This is a genomic window from Halomonas sp. DP8Y7-1, assembly GCF_019801685.1.
Lineage (GTDB): Bacteria > Pseudomonadota > Gammaproteobacteria > Pseudomonadales > Halomonadaceae > Halomonas > Halomonas litopenaei_A.
Genome location: NZ_JAHVIN010000005.1, coordinates 183,443 through 203,366, shown reverse-complemented (window position 1 = coordinate 203,366; position 19,924 = coordinate 183,443). Strand labels below are relative to the sequence as shown.

The following is a 19,924-nucleotide window of genomic DNA, read 5'->3' as shown; positions in this document are numbered from 1 at the left end:
CCTCGCCCGTTCCTGCCCATAGTTGACGCAGGTTGCATGCAATTTCGTTCCAAAGTCTAACTTCAGGCGTTGATGTTAGCCGCTACCCTTGGTATTGCATGCAATGTGAGAGAAGCGCCGTGACGTCTACCGACCACAGCACCGCCACGCCCGGCCCCACGGCCACTGCTCAGGTCCATGAGGCCATCAAGCAGCGAATTCTCGACGGGACCTATCGTCCCCTCCAGTTCGTCCGCGAGGCGGCGGTAGCCAGAGAGCTGGCGGTCAGCCGTACCCCAGTCAGAGAGGCGCTGCGCGAACTGGTGTCTGAAGGCTGGCTCGAGGCGATTCCCCATCAGGGCGCCAGGGTCAGCGAATGGACCGCAGACGATGCCCGGGAGGTCTTCGAGCTGCGCCTGGTCCTGGAGCCCATGGCCGTCGGCCTGGCGGCCAGGCGCATGGATCCTGCGACCATGACCCAACTGAAGGACCTGGCAACTCGCATGGAAGCGCTGACAGAAGGGCCGCTCGGCGGCGCGGAGCACAGTGAACTTGCCTCGCTCAATCACTGCTTTCACCGGCTGTTGATTCAGGCCAGCGGCAATCAGCGACTGGCCCAGATGCTCGAGAGCGTCGTGCGAACCTCCATCATCCGCCGCAACTTCGCGAGCTACGACCGCGAGGCCCTGCATCGCAGCATGCAGCATCACCGGGAAATGCTGACCGCCATCGCGGCAGACAATGCCGCCTGGGCCGAGAACGTGATGCGAGCCCACCTGCTCGCCGCCCGCGAATTGCATACCACTATCGTCACGTCGCCTGACACGGCCAGGTAACGCGCTCCATTGAACCTCTACCTACGGACTCCGCCATGAAAGACCTCATCGCCAACCTGCCTCTCGATGACCTGAAGGTGCTGGAACTAGGCCAGTTGATTGCCGGCCCGACCTGCGGCCAGATCCTGGCCGACTTCGGCGCCCAGGTGGTCAAGATCGAGCCACCGGGCAAGGGTGACGCCATGCGCCAATGGGGCCAGACCGACGCCAACGGCGAGCCGCTGTGGTGGAACGTGATTGCGCGCAACAAGCAGTCGCTCACGCTGGACCTGCGCAAGCCCGAAGGTCAGGCCCTGCTCAAGCGCCTGGCGGAAGAGGCCGACGTGCTGATCGAGAACTTCCGTCCAGGCACCATGGAGCGCTGGGGGCTCGACTACAACAGCCTGTCTGCGGATAACCCTGGGTTGATCATGGTGCGGGTCACCGGCTTCGGTCAGGATGGCCCCTACGCCTCACGGGCAGGGTTTGCCGCTGTCTGCGAGGCCATGGGCGGACTGCGTTACATCAGCGGTTATCCCGATCGTCCGCCGGTCCGGGTAGGCATCTCGCTGGGGGACACCCTGGCCGGCGTCCAGGGCGCCATGGGCGCGCTGCTTGCCCTTCACCAGCGCGAGCGCAGCGGGCAGGGCCAGGTGGTGGACAGCGCCATCTTCGAAGCGGTAATGGCGATGATGGAAAGCTTGATACCCGATTACGCCAGGGCCGGTAAGATTCGCGAACGCGCCGGCAGCTTCCTGCCCAAGATTGCGCCGTCCAACGCCTACCCCGCCAGGGATGGACGTGACGTCATCATCGGCGCCAATCAGGACACCGTCTTCCGCAGGCTGTGCCAGGCCATGGGCCAGCCAGGACTGGCAGACCACCCCGACTACGTCGACCATCGTGCCAGAGGCGACAACCAGCAGGCCATCGATGCGCTGATCGCCGGTTGGACGTCCCGCCACGATGCCCAGCACATCGTCGACCTGCTGGCCGAGGCAGGTGTGCCCGCCGGTCTCGTGTATACCGCCAAGGACATGCTGGAGGACGAGCACATCCGTGAGCGCGGCTCCATCGTCGACGTGCCTGACCGCAACGGCCAACCGCTGCCCATGCAGAATGTCTTTCCTCGTCTGTCGGCGACTCCTGGCCAGGTCCGCCATGTTGGTCCCGCCCTGGGCGAGCACACCGACACCATACTGGAAGACTGGCTGTCGATGGCGTCAGGCGATATCGACCAGCTGCGTAGAGACGGGGTCATCTGAGGGAGCGCTGACGTCATCAGCCGAGCGGCGCAGGCATTTATGCCGTGTTTCCCTAAGCCGCTGCTGCTCGTCAGTGCCGGCAACAGGCTACAACAACAACGAGGCCTCTGAATGGAACCCATCATCGTGCTGGCGCTGCTGATTGCGCTGATTGCCTTTGGCATCCCGATCTTTCTTTCACTCGGGCTTGCTGGCCTCGCGGGCCTCTATATGGCCCGCGGCTCCATGGCGTTCTTCTTCGCCCCTTCATCACTGTTTGGTCAGCTCAATGCGTTCGAGCTGATTGCCTTGCCCCTGTTCATCCTCATGGGCAACCTGCTGGGGGCAACGCCGGTAGGCAGCCATCTGTTCCGCGCGGCCCTGGCGTGGCTGCATTGGCTCAGGGGCAGCCTGGCCATTTCATCAGTGGGCGCTTCTGCGGTCTTCGGTGCCGTGTCGGGAGTCAGTCTGGCGGGGGTGGCAGCGGTCGGCTCCATCGCCGTGCCCCAGATGCTCGAACGTGGCTACAGCCGTTCGTTAGCGGCTGGAGCGGTCGTCAGCGCTGGCGCCCTGGCCATGCTGATTCCACCGAGCGTTCCCTTCATCATCTATGGCGCCGTGGCCAGCGTGTCGGTCGCCGACCTGTTCATTGGCGGCATCGTGCCTGGCGTCGTACTGGCGCTGGCCCTGTCACTCTTCATCTTTGTGCGGGTAAGCCTCAGGCCTGCAGAGGCGCCCGCCGTCGAGCAGCGTTTCAGCTGGCGAGAACGCTGGTACAGTCTCGCCCATATCTGGCATGCCGCATTACTTGTGCTGGTCGTGCTGGGGTCGATCTACTCGGGATTGGCCACCCCCAGCGAAGCCGCGGGGATTGGTGCCTTTGGGGCCCTGCTCATCGCTGCGCTGGTGTTCCGCTGCCTGTCCTGGGCCTCCTTCGCCAGGATTCTCGCCAGTACGGCACGCATCAGCGGCGCCATTCTGCTGATTATCGGCTGCGCCAAGATCTTCGGCGACTATCTCAACATGGTCCGCGTGCCACAGCTTTTGACCGAGTCACTGACGGTGTCTGGTCTGCCTGACTGGGCGATCATGCTGGCCATCATGCTGCTGCTGATCCTGCTCGGCATGATTGTCGATGCGGTGTCCCTGATCGTGGTGACCACCCCTGTGCTGCTGCCGCTGATTCAGGCCATGGGCTATGACCCGCTGTGGTTCGGCATCGTCATGGTGCTGAACCTGGAGATCGCGGTCATCACACCGCCGGTGGGCCTTAATCTTTACGCGCTCAGAGGCGTCTGCCCCGAGCTATCCGTCGAGGAAATCATCAAGAGTGCGCTGCCCTTTGTCGCGGTGCAGTTCATCGTGCTGATGCTGTTCGTCATGTTTCCCAGCATCAGCCTATGGCTACCCGGCCTGATGCACTGACCAGACAAGCCTCAAACAACACTTCTGCCCAAGAGCCAAGCAACCGCTGAAGCAACGACAACGACAATGATAAGAGGACACGTTCCCATGACACTGACTCGCCGCCAACTGCTGAAGACCACCGCACTCGCCGGAGCCGGTACCGCACTGCTGGGGCCCCAGGCGCTCATGACACGGCGCGCCCAGGCCGCCACGACCTTCACCGGCGTCACCTATCTGCCACCGTCCTACAAGGCCTTGACCTACGGGTCGGCAGGATTCGTTGACTACCTGAGCAACAACGGGGGCGACGTCCTGGAGGTGGACTTCTATGATTCGGGCCAGCTGCTCAAGGCCGACGAGCAGCTTCCGGCGCTGCGCTCGCGCACGATCGATTTCATGTTTCATACCACCTCCTACATCACCCGCTCTCTCCCCATTCTTGGCATCACTGGCTTGCCCGGCGTCGTCGGGGAGCTGTACCGACACCCGGAGCGCCTTCGCCTTGGCAGCCCACTGTTCGAGCTGATCAACGAACAGCTGGCCAAGGAGAACCTCTACATGCTGTCCTCCGGCGGCGGAATTCTCGAGCCGGAATACATCTGGAGCACCCAGCAGCACGCCGTGCGTCAGCTAGAAGATATTCGTGGCAAGAAGGTGCGCGTCGTCAGTTTCGAGGCCACCTCAGCGCTGGAGGCCTACGATATCGGCGCCGTGCGGATTCCCTCTTCAGAGACGTATATGGCCTTGCAGCGCGGCACCGTGGATGCGGGGGTCTTCAACATTTCGACCATCATCGGGCGCAGCCTTCAGGAGCAGGTCGACGTGTGCTATCAGCTGCCCATCACCGGCTTTTCGGTCGCCCCTTTCATGCTGCGAGATCGCTGGGACGCGCTGGATAACGACAGCCGGAACCTGCTGACTGACGCCGCGCGGTGGTACGACGACAACTTCATCCACCACTGCAATGACGACATTTACCCCAATGACTACTGGCCCCAGGTGCGCGCCGAGAACGTCGAGATCATCGCGCCCACCGAGGAGGACCTGGCGGCCTTCAACGAAACCACCCACAAGGTCTGGGATCACTGGAAAGGCGAGGTGGGTGAAGACATCGGAGAACGCGCCATTCAGCTGGCGCTGGGACAGTCGTGAGCACCTGGGGTCATCGGAAGGAGAACGACAACACATGAACACATTTGCTCTGACATTGGTTCGTCTGGGCTGGGACAGGGTACTCACCTTGCTGCGGGCGGCATCCATGCTGGTGCTGGTCTTCATGATGGTGTCCATCTGCTACGACACCCTGATGCGCTACGCCTTCGCCGCCCCCACTCACTGGAGTCTGGAGATCAACTCCTTCCTGCTGGTCTATCTGGCCGTCATGGGCGCCGCCGAGGCCCAGCGCTTCGATGCCCATATACGCATCACCTTCTTCAAGGACAAGCTGCCCCAGGCGGTTCGCCGCTGGCTTGAGGTCCTTACGGGTCTTGCGGGCGTCATCTTCTGCGCCATTCTTGCCTGGCGTGGTGGGCTGATGGCGCATCAAGCGTTCGAATACGGCGAGCGGGTCTCAAGCTCTCTCGGCACGCCCATGGTGCTGCCCTACGCCTTGCTCCCCATCGGCTTCACCGCGCTGGGGCTGCAGTTTCTGATCGACACGCTAGCCAGCATGGGTCGCGGCGGACCGCTGCCGCCTCCCGATCAGCCGATCGCTGACCAGCCATCCCCTTCTGCCCTTGAACACTCTGGAGAATCGTCATGACTGCTACACCCGCCGCTGTCGAACTGGTCGAAGTCGCGCCCCGCGATGGCTTCCAATCGATTGCCGAACCCTTGCCCACCGAGCGCAAGATTCAGGTGATCCAGGCCCTGCTCGATGCCGGCATCACGCGCATGGAAATCGGCTCCTTCGTGAGTCCTCGCGCCATTCCTCAGATGGCAGATACCAGCGAATTGATTCACGCCTTCGCACATCGCAAGGACGTGCGCTTCTCCGCCCTGGTGCCCAACCTCAAGGGCGCGGAACTGGCCCTGGCCCATGACCTGGATGAACTGGTCTACGTGGTGTCGGTGTCAGAGGCGCACAACCTCAACAACGTGCGCCAAACGGTGGAGCAATCCCTTGAAGGGCTTTCCCGGGTGGTCGAGGCGCTGCGGGCCAAGGGCAATACCACGCTGCGCCTGGGTCTGGGCACCTGCTTCGACTGCCCCTTCGACGGCACGATTCGTTGGCAACAGGTGGATGACGTGCTGGAGCGGGCGCTAGCGATCATTGGCGATGTGCCGCTGGAGGTCGCGCTGTGTGACACCACAGGGCGGGCATCGCCCTACCAGGTAGCGGACCACTTCGCCCGGCTGACGGAACGTCACCGCTCCTCGACGCTGGCCTGGGCCTTCCATGGCCACGATACCTTTGGCATGGGCGTTGCCAACGCGCTGGCCGCGGTGGCTCAGGGCGCCACCGCACTGGACGCGGCCAGCGGTGGGCTGGGAGGCTGTCCTTTCGCCCCTGGAGCCACCGGCAACACCGCCAGCGAGGATCTGGTCTATGCCCTGCAGGGCGGCGGTCTGGTCAGCGACATTGATCTGCCGCGCCTGCTCCACGCCGCCGACTTGATCGCCGCCCTGCCGGGAGGCAAGACAGAAAGCCACCTGCGGCGTGTCCCGCGGGATACCCTGAACAGGCCAGCCTCAGCCCCGGCTAGCCCATCGACTAGATAAAGCGCCAGCGCTTGAGCACGACCATCTCGACCGCGACAAGCACGACCATGAAGATGCAGAACAGCGCGAAGGCCAGCGGGCTATCGACACCGGGCATGCCGCCAATGTTGACCCCAAGCAGCCCGGTGAGAAAGCTGATGGGCAGGAACACGCCGGAGATGATCGAGAGCAGGTAGGTGTTGCGATTGACCTTCTCGGTGTGCTGGTGAGCCTGGTACTGCTGCACCATCCCCACATGCTCGAGATAGAAATCCACCGACTCGTTGATGCGCTGAATGGTGTCTCGTCCATTGGCCAGGTCAAAGCGATCGTCGCCCAGCAATGGCGGCAGGTTGTCGATCATGGCCTCCAGGGCATAACGCTGGGGCTTGAGGAAGCGTCTCAGCTTGATCAGGCGTTTATTGAGCGCCATCAGCACACTATTGTCGGTCTCGCGTGCTTCTTCCTGTGACGCGATGATGGCATCGAAGGGCTCGACAAAATCTTCGATCCGCTGGTGCAGCTTCTCGATGATCTCCACCACCACCGCTCCTAGATCGTCCGGGCCGGTGCCCTGCTCCAGGTCGTGGCGAATGTCGGCGATGGCACGCGAGGGCAATTTGCGGGTCGAGATCAGCACCCCGTTGTAGTGCAGGATGCGAATACTGAGCATGTCATCCGGCTGCTCGCCTGCGTTGAGGTTGACGCCCCGCAAGATCAACAGAAAGTTGCCATCGCCCAGTGACTCAAAGCGTGGTCGTGTGTCCTCGGCCAGGACACCGTCGATTGCGGACTCCGGGATGCCGGCCTGTTCCAGTCGGTGATACGTCTCCTCGACATCGCGCTGAAAGTGGTACCAGGCGCCCACTTCAAGGGGACCTGGTGCGGGCTCAGGCAGCTGGCGCCGCCCATGGGTGAACGACCAGGCATCGATAAAGAATGGCGCTGTCATCATGGCTCCATCATGGTTCAACACAACACCGGCAATATGGCTGGCGATAGGGCTTGAGATAGGGCTTGCGATAGTACTGGCGATAGTACTGGCGATAGAACGGCTACAACACGGTAAGGCTCAGCTCCGATATGCGCGCTGGCTGGCCGTAGAGGTAGCCCTGGAAACGATGGCAGCCATGCTGAATCAACCAGTCACGTTGCTCAAGGGTTTCCACCCCCTCGGCGATCACATCGAGCCCGAGACTGCGCGCCAGGGCAATGGTACTGGCCACGATGGCCGAGCTGGTGGCATTGTCGAGGACATCGCGAACGAACGACTGATCTACCTTCAGTTCGTCCAAGGGCAGGCGTTTCAGGTAGGCCAGCGATGAGTAACCGGTGCCAAAGTCATCCAGCGCAAAGGTCACCCCCAGCGCCTTGAGCTGTCTCATGGTGCGCTCGACGCCGTCACGGTCCCCGACAAACAGTGTCTCGGTCACTTCGAACTTGAGCCGCTCGGCAGGCGCCTTGGTACGGGCCAAGATGTCGCTGACCCTGGCCACAAAGCCCGGATCCTGAAACTGCCTGGGGCTGACGTTGACCGACACGCTGGAACACGGCGCCTTCTTTACTGCATCGGCGCCCGTCGTTCTCGCCTCTTGCGTGACTGCCGCGCTCGTTATCTCCCCTGGCTCTGTTCCCGCTGGCTGCGCCGCGATGTCGCCCTGTGCCTGTTGCCAGGCCACCAGCGTCAAGCAGGCCTGCTCGATCACCCAGAGTCCGAGCTCCTGGATCAGTGGGCGTTCCTCGGCCAGGGGAATGAACTCGGCAGGGGGAACCATCCCGCGCTGAGGATGCTGCCACCTTAACAGCGCCTCGACTCCGGTCACGCGGTCGTGCTCGTCGACCTGCTTTTGATAGGCCAGATAGAGCTCTCCACGGCCGATCGCTCCGACCAGGTCTTCGTAGAGCTGGGCGCGTTGCTGCATCCGCTGCTGCATGCCTGGATCGAAGAAGCATACTGGTGTCACGGCGCGTGACTTGGCGTGGAAAAGTGCCATGTCAGCCTGTTGCATCTGTCGCTCTTTGGACACCTCATCGCGGAACGGGCTGATACCGACCCGTGCGGTCAGGGTCATGGGGCGTCCCTCGACCCATATTGGCGTTTCCAGTGTCGACAGCAGCTTGCTGGCGATAACCTCAGACAGGCGGATGGCGGTTTCCTGCTCGGCCCCCAGGTGACTCGCCACCACAACAAACTCATCCGCGCTGAAGCGAGCTAGCGTGTCCCCTTCCCGCAGCACCGCCTTGAAGCGCTTGGCGGCCTCGCGTAGCAGGGCATCGCCCCCTCGGTGACCCAGGATATCGTTGACCTGCTTGAAGTTATCCAGGTCGACGATCAGCAGAGCACCGTAGTGATTTTCGCGGCGACTTAACGCCAACGCCTCTTCCAGGCGATCGAGCAGCAGGCGTCGATTCGCAAGGCCGGTAAGAGGGTCAAAAAAGGCCAGCTTGTGAATCTCTTCTTCGGCGGCCTTGCGTTCAGTGATGTCGCTAAGGGTCGCCACATAGTTGCGCACACACCCCTGATCGTCATGCACGCTACTGATGGTCAGCCATTGCGGGTAAATCTCACCGCTTTTGCGGCGATTCCATATCTCCCCCTGCCACACCCCGTACTCTCTTATCTGGCACCACATCTCACGATAAAAATGCTCATCGTGTCGGCCTGAACGCAGAATGCCGGGACGCTGGCCTCTCATGTCTATCTCGGTGTAACCCGTGATCTCGGTGAACGTCTGGTTAACGTTGAGAATCACGCCATCTGCATCCGTGATCATCATCCCCAGATGGGTCTCGAAGGCCACCGCGGCAATGCTCATACGTGCCTGCAGCAAGCGATCCTCAGTGACATCACGCACCACCATCATGGTCCCATCATGCCCCCCACTGCCGCTGAACAGCGGGCTGATCAGCGCGCTGAACTCATGGCGCTCGCCGTTGAGGGTCAAGCTGTAGTCGAGCCGATGAGCATCGCCACTATCGATCCTCGAGGCGAGAGTATTGCGAAGTCGTGCCGCAATATCCTGAGGGAGAACATCCGTGTAGTGGCGTCCGATCAGCTGCTCGACAGGGGCTATCAAGAGCCCCTCATCACCGGCATGAACGAAGGTGAAGACCCCTCTTCCATCCAGCACTATCACCACATCCTGCATGGACTTGATCAACGCCTGCAGGCGGTTTTCTCGCCGGTGTGCCGCCTGCTCTGCCCGCTGACGCTCGATCACCTCTCCGCGCAGTTCGGCCTGGATACGCCACTGGGCCAACATGTGACGCAGCAGCCACCCGCCACTCAGGGCCAGCAACGCCGCCAACGCCAGCAGGGACCACAGGCGCTGGTACCAGCCCGCCAAGGCGTCTTCCTCCGTCTGCCCCAACACCAGCCACAGCGGCATGCCGTTGACCCGGCGTGCCAAAAAGAAGCGCGCCTGGCCATCCAGATGAGACACTTCACGGAAGCGCAGGGTGTCGGGGGTGTTCGTCGTCAACAGCGGGGCTTCCACCCGGGGGACCACCTCACCCGTCGCCAGTGCGACATGGGGTACGCGAACCAGCAGGCGGGAGGCGCTATCGACCAGTGCAATGCTCTCCCCATCCACCAGTCCCAGGCCTGCGATAAGCTCGGCCAGCGGCTGAGGATCCACCAGCGCCAGAGCCACGTGTTGCGATGATGTCGGAGAGGCGCTGCGCTGTGCCACGGTCACCCGGTAGCCATCGGCGCGCTCCGGCCTGTGCAAGGGAGAGATCAAGGTGTCCCCAGGCGCCAGCGCTGCCAGGTATTGATGAAAGCTATCGAGGGGAAGCCATCCATTGGCCAGCGCTGACTCTTGAGGTACGGACAGCGGGGCCATCATCAGACGATCAACCAGGGGGACTTGCGCTGCCCGCTCGGCCAGCAAGGCATCTCGAGAGTAGCCTGCATCCACACCGTCAAGGGCATCATCAAGGGCGATAATTCCGGACAGCGTGCTGGATACCGTGTCGAAGGCGCCACCGACAAGGGCCTCCACCACACTCGCGCGTGCCAGCAGACGCTGGTCGATCCGTTCGAGCTCACTTAGGTATTGCGCTCGCAGGGAACCCGCCAGCGTCACCACCAGGGCCACCAGGGCAACGCCGTAAATCGTGAGGGCGAGACGCCGCCGCTGCCCCTGGGACGGCATTGATCGGGGCTCAGGCTCAGGATGGCGCTCTGCTGTAGCACGCCCCCCTGTCACCAACGCCACCAGCGGGCGACACCCCGTCCGCCAGAGCGCTCACGCCGTTGTTGGTACAGGTCATGAGCACTCTCAGGAGCCTTCATGGGATAGGTCATCTCCACAGACGGTTGAAATAGCTGTCCAGTATCACACGAATGGTAGCCAAGACGTTGACTTGACGCACATATGGCGAAGCTATCAGCTAAGAAAACCCAAGAAAACCCAGGAAAACCGCTACAGCAAAACGAAGACTATTCCCCCAGAAATCCTCCTACCTGGCGCTGCCACAGCGAGGCGTACAGCCCATCCTGGGCCAGCAAGCTGTGGTGATCCCCCATTTCGACAATACGCCCCCTGTCGATCACTACGAGTCGATCCAGCATCGCAATGGTGGACAGGCGATGCGCAATCGCAATCACCGTCTTGCCTTCCATCAAGGTGTAGAGCTGTTCCTGAATCGCCGACTCCACCTCTGAATCCAACGCAGATGTGGCCTCGTCCAGCACCAGAATGGGAGCATCCTTCAGCAGCACCCGGGCGATGGCAATTCGCTGGCGCTGGCCACCAGACAGCGTCACTCCACGCTCTCCCACTTGCGCATCGAGCCCACGCCGTCCCTGCGGATCGACCAGCTCATCAAGAAACTCATGCACATGCGCCTGACGCAGTGCCTGCCACAGGCGTTCCTCGCTACATGGCTGGCTGCCATACAGCACGTTTTCGCGCAACGACCGATGCAGTAACGAGGTGTCCTGGGTCACCATGCCAATCTGCTGACGCAGTGACGACTGACTGACGCCGGCGATGTCCTGATCATCCACCAGAATTCGCCCATCCTGGACATCGTGAAACCGCAACAGCAGCGATGCCAGCGTCGACTTGCCCGCACCAGAACGACCGATGATGCCGACTCTCTCACCCGGGGCAATCTGCAGCCCGAAGCCATCGAATACCTTGCGTCCGGGCAACTGCCCCCGCGCATAGCCAAAGGTGATGTGGTCGAACACGATCTTGCCTCGAGACACCACAAGCCGGGGAGCGCTAGGCCGGTCTTGCACCTCAGGGACCTTCGACAGGGTGTTGATGCCGTCCTGCACGGTACCGATGTTTTCGAACAGGCCTGCCACTTCCCACAGAATCCAATCCGACATGGAGCGCACTCGCATCACCAGGCCAATGGCGACGGCGGTCACCCCAAGCGATACCCATTCGTGGTACCAGGCCAGCACCACCAGCGCGGCCATGGCCACCAGCAGCAAGGTGTTAAGCACCGTCAGCGTTACCGACAGTCCCGTCGCCAACCGCATCTGCCGATGCACGGTGCCCATGAAGCCATCCATGGCCTCCCGAGCGTAGGCCTGTTCGGCGCCGTCATCGGCAAACAGCTTGATGGTCTGGATGTTGCTGTAGCTGTCCACGACCCGCCCCGTCATCACCGCCCGGGCGTCGGCCTGGGCCATCGACACCCGACGCAACCGTGGAATGAACCAGCGCATCAACCCCAGGTAGCCTCCCAACCACACCAGCAGCGGTACCATCAGCCAGGGTTCTGCGCTGCCCAGCACCACCAATGCGCCGGTAAAATAGACCAGCACATACACCAGCATGTCGAGTAGCTTGGTCACCGTCTCACGCATGGCCAGGGCGGTCTGCATGACCTTCTGGGACACCCTTCCCGCGAACTCGTCATGAAAGAACGATAGGCTCTGGTTCAACATCAAGCGGTGAGATAGCCAGCGCCCCAGCATCGGATAGTTGCCGAAAATGCCTTGATGGGTGATCAGAGACAGCACCAGTACCAGCAGCGGCAACCCCACCAACACCGCCACCCCCAACCCCAGCAGCGCCATCAGGTGGGTATCGACAAAGCGGGTTCGATCCGCCTCGGCCAGCCAGTCCACCAGCTCGCCCATGGCGGTGAAGAACACCACCTCGGCGGCAGATACGAGGGCTGTGACCAGCGCCATGGAAAGCAGCAGCCCGGCAAAGGGACGCGAGTAGTGCAGGATAAAGGGCCAAAGCTGGGGCGTCGGCACCGATTCGGGCTGATCCGGGTAGGGATCGACCAGCCGTTCAAAGAAGCTCAGCATGTTGTGCTCTCAAGCGCATTGGCGCGCCAGTCTAGCGCTGAATGTGGTGCATCGGCACCCATGTCCCCAGCAGCAGGCCAGGCCTACCGCTGGACCAATGTCATGTCGTGATTTGTCAGGCGCACCGCCCCTCGCTCGGTGACTCGCACGGTGTTGCTCAGGCCGATACCAAATTGGCCGGGAACACGCAGGCACAGGGGCAAGTGAAAAACCATGTTGCGCTCGAATCGAGTCGTCTGGCCCGGGGCGAGGTAACCGGTTCCCTCCACCCAGCTAGGCGGAAACTGGGCCCCGACCGAGTATCCGTAGACCCCGGAATGAAAGAAGCTGTCGCGCTGCGGCGCCAGCAGCTGATCGGCCACATTGGCGGCTTCCTCGAACCGGCGTCCCGGCACCATGGCCTTGCACAGCTCGGACTCCATGACGGCACAGAGCTCGGCTGCGTGCTGCATCTCGTCAGTGACGCTACCGATCACCACGGTACGCATGATGGGGGCGGTATAGCGGCGCCAGACCGCGCCAAACTCCAGAAAGACCACATCCCCCTGGTGAACGGGGTGACGCTGATGGTTGACATGAATCGTGCCGCTGCGCGGGCCAGTGGTCACGATAGGCGCCAGGCTGAAAAACTCGCTGCCAGCCTCCAGCATGGCCTGGGCGCCAGCGGCGGCGATGTGATTATCGCTGATGCCCGGCTCGACCGACTCAATGGCTCGTTCCAGTCCCTCGGCCGTCATCGCGGCGCTGCGCACGAGGCAATCGATCTCGGCGTCGCTCTTGACCAATCTTAGCGTGGCCATCAAGGGTCCTGCTGCGTGCTGGAAACGATCACCTCCCAAGCGACCTTGAAGGTGCTGCATCACACTGTGTCGAAGACCAGGGTTATGGCCATCCACCCCGATGGCGCGACACTCTGACAGCACCTGCGCCAGCGGGTCGATGATCTCCTCGGGCGCCTCCCAGCGATAGCCAACAATCTCGTCGACCCGCGCGGTCACCACTGCGGGCCCGGTTTCGATCGAGGCCACCTGCAACATGGTGCGCCGAGTCGTGACCACCAGCGCGGCATGTACCGACACTTCAAAGGTGTGGTACCCGCACAGATAGAAGATATCCGATGGCTGACACAGCAGCAGCGCATCCAGCCCCTGACGCTGCATCGCATCGCGGGTCCGGGCCAGCCGTCGATCAAACTCTTCAGCGGCAAAGGGAAGCTCGGCACCGGCCAGGCGTTCCGTCAACGCATGGCGATAGGCAAGATGATCCATAAGCGCTCTCCTTGGTCAGTATCCCCAGTGTAGACAGCTCATGCCCTATGCTTGGGCGACCCGGGCCGGTCACCCACCAGGGCCATAAGCCCTCTCGGCGGGAAATAAGGCTTCTCGCCAGGGGGCAGACTCTCGTAGAATTCTGTGTTCGTGTTGTCACGTCACAGGAATACGCAATGGGTAGGGCCTTTCAGAACCGCAAGGAATCCATGGCCAAGACGGCCGCCGCCAAGACCAAGGTCTACAGCAAGTATGGGCGCGAGATTTACGTCTGCGCCAAGGCCGGGGGGCCTGACCCCACCGCCAACTTGTCGCTGCGCAGTCTGCTGGACCGCGCCAAGAAAGATCAGGTACCCGGCCACGTCATCGAGCGCGCGCTCGAGAAGGCCTCCGGAGTGGGTGGTGAGGACTACTCCAGTGCGCGCTACGAAGGCTTCGGCCCCGGCAATGCCATGGTCATTGTCGAGTGCCTGACCGATAACCCCAACCGCACCTTCGGCGACGTGCGCGCCTGCTTTACCAAGACCAAAAGCAAGATCGGCACTCCCGGCAGCGTCAGCCACATGTTTGACCATCTGGCGATCCTGTCCTACGCCGGCGAAGACGAAGAAGCGGCGCTGGAAGCCCTGATGGAAGCTGACGTGGACGTCACTGACATCGAGAACGAAAACGGCGTGATCACCGTCTTCGCTCCGCCGACCGAATACGCCAAGGCTCGCCAGGCACTGCGCGATACCGTGGGCGCGGCAGAGTTTGAGGTGGACGAGATCCAGTTCCTGCCCCAGGCGACGACCCCGCTGGAAGGGGACGACGTGGCCCTGTTCGAGAAGCTTCTCGACATGCTCAACGATCTCGACGACGTACAGAACGTGTATCACAGCGCTGAATTGGCGTGAGAGCGTAGCACTATTCATCTACCGGAACTGCTACATTGGATGTAGCAACCTGTAGCCGGGTGTCCGGCGGGAGCCTGCTTCCAGGCACGCTCTTCGCCCCACCCTGATGGTCAAGCACGTCGTCTGACGAGACGTCGAGACTCCCCTTACCGAATGCGAGGCTCCCGTGCATGGACCGACACTCGATTCTCGCCCAGACGGCACTCCAGCGCCCGGCCTCCATCCGCCATCGACGCCTGCGCAAGCACCTGCTGACGCGCTGGGCCAGCCTGATGGGGGCTGGCGTTCACTTCCTGTTTATTCCGCTGTTCTGGTGGCTGGGCTATCCCGCGCTGGCACTGACTAACATCGTCAGCGTCGGCATGTGGCTGGGCGCCTATCTGGCCAACGAGCGGGGCGAACAGGATCGCGCTGTCTATCTGATCATCGCGGAAGCCTATTGCCACGCCATCATCGCCACGCTTGTGCTCGGCACCACAGCAGGCTTCCACTTCTACCTGCTGACCCTGGCCTGCTGGGCCGCGGTCACCCACTCGGTGAGGTGGGTATCGCTGCTGCTGGGGCTGATGGGAATGGTCATCTTCCTCTTCCTCGAATTTCCGATCGCCCAGCTGTTTCCCGTCGAGCAGGCAGCGCCCTTCCCGCTGATTCTGGCGACGCTGAATCTAGCGATCGCGCTGTTCACCATGATCGGCTTTGCCATGCTGGCAAGACACGTCTACGAAACGCAGGAAGAAAGCCTGACCAGCATGGCCACCCGAGACGCGCTGACCGGTCTTCACAACCGCCGCTATGCAGGGGAATACCTGCGTCAGCTGGCAAGCGACCGCAGGGAAGGCAAGGGCATCCCCTACAGTCTTGCCTTGATCGACATCGATCACTTCAAACTGATCAATGACAAGCATGGTCATCGCGTGGGCGACCAGTGCCTGATCCAGCTGTCGGACCTGCTGTTGCGTCATTTTCGACGCTCCGACGTGCTATGCCGCTGGGGAGGAGAAGAATTCCTGCTGATCTTCCCCGGCGCTGACCTGGGCGAAATACTGCCGGTACTGGAGAGCTTTAGAAAGCGACTGCACAGCTTGCCGATCATGCACAATGGCGACGTGATCTCGCTCACGGTCAGCGCTGGGGTGACCAGCCATTCTCCCGGCGTCAGCTACGATGCGCTGATCAACCATGCGGACAGGCTGTTGTACCGTGCCAAGGCCGAGGGCCGAGATCGCATCGTCAGCGACCGTGCAGACGTCAGCCCGACGACCGCCTGATAACACCTTGAAGGGGCTAAGCTGAGCCAGTCCAGTCCAGTCCAGTCCACATCAGCCCAGCCCAGTTCACATCCGTTCAAGCCAGCTCAGGTCAGATGCACGACCTCGAAGCGCGCCAGGGTCACGCCCTGGTCGCCCAGCAGGAACAGCTCGTCGCCCAGTATTCGATAGCGGCGAGTCGCTTGCAGCGCTTCCAGCAACTTCTGTTCCTGGATCATCGTCTGTTGAGCGCAGGCCATTTTCGTCGTACCGAGCGGCGATAGCGCCAACGCGTCCGCTTCTACCTGGTAGCGGCCCATCAAGCGGTTGCAGCCGGTAAAGCCAGCAACGCGCCCCTCCTTTTCCTGCAATATAAGATGCGCTTCACCGGTCAGCGGCGACTTGCCCGCCAGTTCGACCAGCTTCCAGTAGCGCCCCTCCAGCGGCTCTGACAGCACGGTCTCCAGTCGCTCCAGGCGAGCTCCCTGTTCACCCGTTTGATCCCCCTGGCCAAGCCAGCCGCCATTGGCGCCCATCCGCCACTCATCAAACGGCTGAGGGACTGCCCCCATCAGTGCCAGACGACTCGCCTGGATCTCATAGTCGCCGCGGTAGCGCCGGTCAGGCTGTTCCCCCGGCCCCAGGTGACGCTCCTTGAGCAGGAAGCGGCCAGCACCATCCAGGGACAGCTCGAGTCGTATGCCACGACAGTCATCGCAGGGTAGCTCTCCCAGGTAGGTGCCCAGGTAGGTGGCCGGCAGCGCCAGGGCCGCCTGTCCCTCTAACGGCTCTGCCATCTCGTTGTCTTGTTTGTCCATCGCAGCACTCGCACCACCCGATACCAGTAGCGCCATCGACAGCACCGACGCCACCACCATCAGAAACGCAGCGCCGGCCGCTGTTGGCCGAGGTAACACAGAAACATCTTTCATGCCGGTTCCTTGGATGATTGAACAACCTGACACCCGCTAGCTTCGACCCGCACCACCACCAGGGTTCCCCGAAAAGAATGGCGTAGTGCGACAGATCATGGTGAAGGCGGTATGTTCAGGGCGTGTCGCCGGCACTAACAGTAGACGCATTGAGTACCACGCGGTCGCGCCCGGCGTACTTGCCACGATACAGCGCCTGATCCGCACGTCGCAGCAGGTCACTGGCCGACTCTCCCCGCTGGCGTCGCGCCACTCCCAGGGTGCAGGTCAACAGCACCGACTCGCCGCTATGTAGTACCAGCGGTGTCGCGGCCAACCCATGGCGGATTCGCTCGGCCACTTCCATTGCCTGGTGCTCATCACGCTCCTTGAGCAGGATGACAAATTCTTCACCACCGTAGCGGCAGACAGGATCCACATCACGCACCACTTCCTCTATGACCGTTCCCAGGTGCTGCAGGGCGCGGTCCCCCTCGGCATGCCCCCAGCCATCATTGAAGCGTTTGAAGTTATCGATATCCAACATGATCAGTGACAGCGGGTGCTCACTCGCCTCGGCCTGAGCAATGGCTGCGGGCAGTGCTTCATCGAGATAACGCCGGTTGTGCACGCCGGTCAGCCCGTCCAGATAGCTCATGCCATGCAGCCGCGCCTTCTCCTCCAGCAAAGTTTCGCGCTCGTGCTGCAGCAAGCTGATGCGATCGGCCAGGGCCAACGACAGTAAGATGGCTTCAAGCCCGGAGCCCATTTGAAAACCGTGTAACGTCCAGACGTTATGGGGAATGATCCCATAGGTGACCAGCAGCAATAGCGAGACCCCCACCACCAGCACCGACCACGCCATCAGCAGCCACTGGGCTGGGCGAAACCCTCGCCACAGTCCCCGTAGAGATGACACCAGAAAGGCCGCCAGCACTAGCGCACCCAGTACCGAGTAGAGCACCACCGTCAAGAAGCTGGGCAGAAGCCAGGCCACCGCTATCGCCGCACACAACGGCCAGCACAACCAACGCATCAGCCTGTCCACCCAAGGGTCTTGATAGGGCGTGCGCAAGAAGCGACGACAGAATTGAATACCGAAAATACTGATCACCGACAGGGAGGACAGCAGCAGCGCCTCGTTGAGGCGAGCGCCCATATGCGGAAAGAGCATCATCAAAAGGCCATTCTGGCTCAGGAAGTAAAGCCCGGAACCGCTGAGAAACCCTAAGTACCACAGATAATTACCGTCGCGCAGACTGAACAGCAAGAGGCTATTGTAAGCAGCGAGACCGGCAATTAGGCCGAAGTACAGGCCCTGGCCCAACAGCAGCTGACGCCAGTGACGATGCAGCTGGGCGTCATCGAGCACGGTAAGGTCAAAGCGGATCGCTTGATGGGTCACCACCTTGAGCAAGTACTCGCTCACTCCGTCAGGCAGCACAAACTGGGGAAGCGCTGCCGCGATACCCTCATTGTCGGCGAAATGCGCCGCCCTACGAACGGGACGGCAATCGTTCGCGGTGCATCCAAACAACTCGATGCCCTGGACCAGAGGATTCGAGAACACCAGGCGCTGGCCCGCCTGCACATTGTGAATGACGACACGCATCCATACAGGATGCGCCCTGAGACCAAGGCTCACCTGCTCTTCCAGCCGGCGTTGCACCAAGCCATCAGAGCTGTTGGGCGGCGGCAGCTCATCGGTGTGGTCGAGCACCCACATTGTGACATTGGACGGTGGCCGCGACGCTTCACTCGCCAGCTCCCAGGCCAGTGATACCACTGCCACCAGCAGTACCAGCCATAGTCGCCTGTCCCTGCCGATTGCCGCTCCTACCCCCCGAGACTGCATCGCAGCACTCCCCGTGACCCCGGTTCAGTGTAGCCAGTTTCCGCAGGTGCTCAGCCGCCTGAGGCCGCAATCCGAGGACCATTTGTTCCATCTCTCAGCATTCTTTTGTTCTGCCCCAGCAAGGACTCGCTTACCCGGTACGACCCAATAGAACCGACTCAAGAGACCCCATCCGATAGAAACAAGCGGCAGCCCCCGTGGGAGGGAGTGGCAAGGAGGACATATGCGAGTATGCTGAAACCTGAACGTGATGAAGGAACAGGAGAACGCTCACTTCACCAGCAAGGAGGTTACCATGAAGGTCTACAAGCCTCAGTGGCAGTGCACCCTGGACGTGACCGAAGGCGTGGAAACAACCGCAAGCTGGAAACACCGCCTGGCATGGCAGCTCAGGCACCTTGCCGACCGTCTTGAAGGCGGCAAGCGAACCCTCACCCTGGACGTGGATGTGCAGCCCGGCATCCCCCGTGAAGACGTCGATCGCTGCCTGGGCAAGGGCTTCGCCCTGTCCCAGACGTTGATGACAGAGCTGGCCCAGCACGCCGCCTGTGAAAACATCATGCGCGATGCCAAGGCAGAGCTTTACGAGAGCGACTGACACCCAGCCTGGATCGACGACGCCAGGTCGGCCTTCTCCACTCGAACACAACACCCGCCCATCGGCGGGTGTTGTGATGATGACATACCGCTACGCTCTAGTCGGCCCAGTCCTCTACATCGCCAGAAGATATCCTTGAGAGGCAACATCCGGTACGACAACACTCAAGTGGCGGCACCCGCTCCATGGCGGGTGTGACCCCAGCTGGCTGAGACAGGCCACATCCACCGGCTCTCCCCTCCTCGACACGTCGCCTATCTGTGCGCTTTTCGTTATTGATACCCGTAAAACTCCGAATATGGATAGGCACCAAGAGCGGTCTTCTGGAAAGAATCGAAAAGTACCGCCGTGACCCGCTTGCTCTCCACAGAGGCTCCATCACACTCCACATAGTAGTAACTACTCCACACCGACATATTTGTAAGCATTTTCAGCATAATTGGAACATACACTTCGCATTATTGGTTTAGATTGTCGACGATTTTTGCCAAAAAGAGCGAGCTCGCGAAAGGACCAAAAAGTGCATTACATATAAACAAAAACATAAAACACTAATATAAAAGAATTTTGCCAAAATAAAAAAGAATTTAACATGCTTTTAAGAGGAGGTCTAAGTAGCCATATGTGCACAAATATAACTCTTGCGCTTCACTCATTAACCATTATTAGTACGTCAAAAAATGTCTCCAAATGAATTCTACATCTATATAAACACAAAAAA

The 19,924-nt window shown here is 61.2% G+C and carries 15 protein-coding genes; 9 read left to right on the top strand and 6 right to left on the bottom strand.

The genetic code is table 11. The features are described 5' to 3' along the window. Positions 1-119 precede the first annotated feature (119 nt). The 6 genes from KUV41_RS06350 to KUV41_RS06325 all read left to right on the top strand — a co-directional run bounded on the left by KUV41_RS06350 (position 120) and on the right by KUV41_RS06325 (position 6,166). A complete protein-coding gene (locus KUV41_RS06350; protein ID WP_224851855.1) occupies positions 120-815 on the top strand; it encodes a GntR family transcriptional regulator in 696 nt (231 codons plus the stop codon). A 35-nt stretch (positions 816-850) separates the two neighbouring features. After that, positions 851-2,059, top strand: coding sequence for a CaiB/BaiF CoA transferase family protein (locus KUV41_RS06345; RefSeq protein ID WP_222485031.1), 1,209 nt, complete (start codon positions 851-853; stop codon positions 2,057-2,059). A 111-nt stretch (positions 2,060-2,170) separates the two neighbouring features. After that, positions 2,171-3,463, top strand: a complete 1,293-nt coding sequence (locus KUV41_RS06340) for a TRAP transporter large permease (RefSeq protein WP_206940080.1) — start codon at positions 2,171-2,173, stop codon at positions 3,461-3,463. Between the two features lie 87 nt (positions 3,464-3,550). After that, positions 3,551-4,597 carry a TRAP transporter substrate-binding protein gene (locus KUV41_RS06335; RefSeq protein WP_222485029.1) on the top strand — a complete coding sequence of 349 codons (1,047 nt, stop codon included), beginning with the start codon at positions 3,551-3,553 and terminating at the stop codon, positions 4,595-4,597. A 34-nt stretch (positions 4,598-4,631) separates the two neighbouring features. Then, entirely contained in the window at positions 4,632-5,207 is a 576-nt protein-coding gene (locus tag KUV41_RS06330) for a TRAP transporter small permease (protein WP_222485027.1), read from the top strand. Beyond that, positions 5,204-6,166, top strand: a complete 963-nt coding sequence (locus KUV41_RS06325) for a hydroxymethylglutaryl-CoA lyase (protein ID WP_224908705.1) — start codon at positions 5,204-5,206, stop codon at positions 6,164-6,166. Before KUV41_RS06330 ends, KUV41_RS06325 begins: the two co-directional genes overlap by 4 nt. Here KUV41_RS06325 and KUV41_RS06320 read toward each other — a convergent pair. From KUV41_RS06320 to KUV41_RS06305, 4 genes are all read right to left on the bottom strand, one after another. Further along, the gene (locus KUV41_RS06320; protein ID WP_222174278.1) at positions 6,159-7,097 is read right to left on the bottom strand and encodes a CorA family divalent cation transporter; all 939 of its coding nucleotides are present in this window, start codon (positions 7,095-7,097) and stop codon (positions 6,159-6,161) included. The two genes, KUV41_RS06325 and KUV41_RS06320, sit on opposite strands and share 8 nt — an antisense overlap. 103 nt (positions 7,098-7,200) lie before the next feature. Next, positions 7,201-10,302, bottom strand: a complete 3,102-nt coding sequence (locus tag KUV41_RS06315) for an EAL domain-containing protein (RefSeq protein ID WP_222483434.1) — start codon at positions 10,300-10,302, stop codon at positions 7,201-7,203. 287 nt (positions 10,303-10,589) lie between these two features. Beyond that, a complete protein-coding gene (locus tag KUV41_RS06310; protein WP_222485020.1) occupies positions 10,590-12,428 on the bottom strand; it encodes an ABC transporter ATP-binding protein in 1,839 nt (612 codons plus the stop codon). Positions 12,429-12,511: 83 nt separating this feature from the next. Continuing rightward, positions 12,512-13,696 (bottom strand): M24 family metallopeptidase, encoded by a 1,185-nt coding sequence (locus KUV41_RS06305; RefSeq protein ID WP_222485018.1) that lies wholly within the window; start codon positions 13,694-13,696, stop codon positions 12,512-12,514. A 176-nt stretch (positions 13,697-13,872) separates the two neighbouring features. On the opposite strand from KUV41_RS06305, the gene KUV41_RS06300 reads away from it, so the two are divergent. Further along, positions 13,873-14,592 (top strand): YebC/PmpR family DNA-binding transcriptional regulator, encoded by a 720-nt coding sequence (locus KUV41_RS06300; RefSeq protein WP_206940094.1) that lies wholly within the window; start codon positions 13,873-13,875, stop codon positions 14,590-14,592. A gap of 170 nt (positions 14,593-14,762) precedes the next feature. Then, entirely contained in the window at positions 14,763-15,860 is a 1,098-nt protein-coding gene (locus KUV41_RS06295; protein WP_222483431.1) for a GGDEF domain-containing protein, read from the top strand. Between the two features lie 86 nt (positions 15,861-15,946). On the opposite strand, the gene KUV41_RS06290 is transcribed toward KUV41_RS06295, so the two are convergent. Further along, entirely contained in the window at positions 15,947-16,771 is an 825-nt protein-coding gene (locus KUV41_RS06290) for an META domain-containing protein (RefSeq protein WP_222485016.1), read from the bottom strand. 115 nt (positions 16,772-16,886) lie between these two features. Then, positions 16,887-18,605 (bottom strand): GGDEF domain-containing protein, encoded by a 1,719-nt coding sequence (locus KUV41_RS06285; RefSeq protein WP_222485014.1) that lies wholly within the window; start codon positions 18,603-18,605, stop codon positions 16,887-16,889. Between the two features lie 295 nt (positions 18,606-18,900). Here KUV41_RS06285 and KUV41_RS06280 point away from each other — a divergent pair, with 295 nt between their 5' ends. Next, the gene (locus KUV41_RS06280) at positions 18,901-19,203 is read left to right on the top strand and encodes a hypothetical protein (RefSeq protein WP_222485012.1); all 303 of its coding nucleotides are present in this window, start codon (positions 18,901-18,903) and stop codon (positions 19,201-19,203) included. Positions 19,204-19,924 lie beyond the last annotated feature (721 nt).

Bases quoted from the DNA above. Each gene is read 5' to 3' on its own strand.
- KUV41_RS06335 (WP_222485029.1), top strand. From the start codon at position 3,551: ATGACACTGACTCGCCGCCAACTGCTGAAGACCACCGCACTCGCCGGA.
- KUV41_RS06315 (WP_222483434.1), bottom strand. From the start codon at position 10,302: ATGCCGTCCCAGGGGCAGCGGCGGCGTCTCGCCCTCACGATTTACGGC.
- KUV41_RS06300 (WP_206940094.1), top strand. From the start codon at position 13,873: ATGGGTAGGGCCTTTCAGAACCGCAAGGAATCCATGGCCAAGACGGCC.
- KUV41_RS06340 (WP_206940080.1), top strand. From the start codon at position 2,171: ATGGAACCCATCATCGTGCTGGCGCTGCTGATTGCGCTGATTGCCTTT.
- KUV41_RS06320 (WP_222174278.1), bottom strand. From the start codon at position 7,097: ATGACAGCGCCATTCTTTATCGATGCCTGGTCGTTCACCCATGGGCGG.
- KUV41_RS06295 (WP_222483431.1), top strand. From the start codon at position 14,763: ATGGACCGACACTCGATTCTCGCCCAGACGGCACTCCAGCGCCCGGCC.
- KUV41_RS06330 (WP_222485027.1), top strand. From the start codon at position 4,632: ATGAACACATTTGCTCTGACATTGGTTCGTCTGGGCTGGGACAGGGTA.
- KUV41_RS06280 (WP_222485012.1), top strand. From the start codon at position 18,901: ATGAAGGTCTACAAGCCTCAGTGGCAGTGCACCCTGGACGTGACCGAA.
- KUV41_RS06290 (WP_222485016.1), bottom strand. From the start codon at position 16,771: ATGAAAGATGTTTCTGTGTTACCTCGGCCAACAGCGGCCGGCGCTGCG.
- KUV41_RS06310 (WP_222485020.1), bottom strand. From the start codon at position 12,428: ATGCTGAGCTTCTTTGAACGGCTGGTCGATCCCTACCCGGATCAGCCC.
- KUV41_RS06325 (WP_224908705.1), top strand. From the start codon at position 5,204: ATGACTGCTACACCCGCCGCTGTCGAACTGGTCGAAGTCGCGCCCCGC.
- KUV41_RS06285 (WP_222485014.1), bottom strand. From the start codon at position 18,605: ATGCAGTCTCGGGGGGTAGGAGCGGCAATCGGCAGGGACAGGCGACTA.
- KUV41_RS06305 (WP_222485018.1), bottom strand. From the start codon at position 13,696: ATGGATCATCTTGCCTATCGCCATGCGTTGACGGAACGCCTGGCCGGT.
- KUV41_RS06345 (WP_222485031.1), top strand. From the start codon at position 851: ATGAAAGACCTCATCGCCAACCTGCCTCTCGATGACCTGAAGGTGCTG.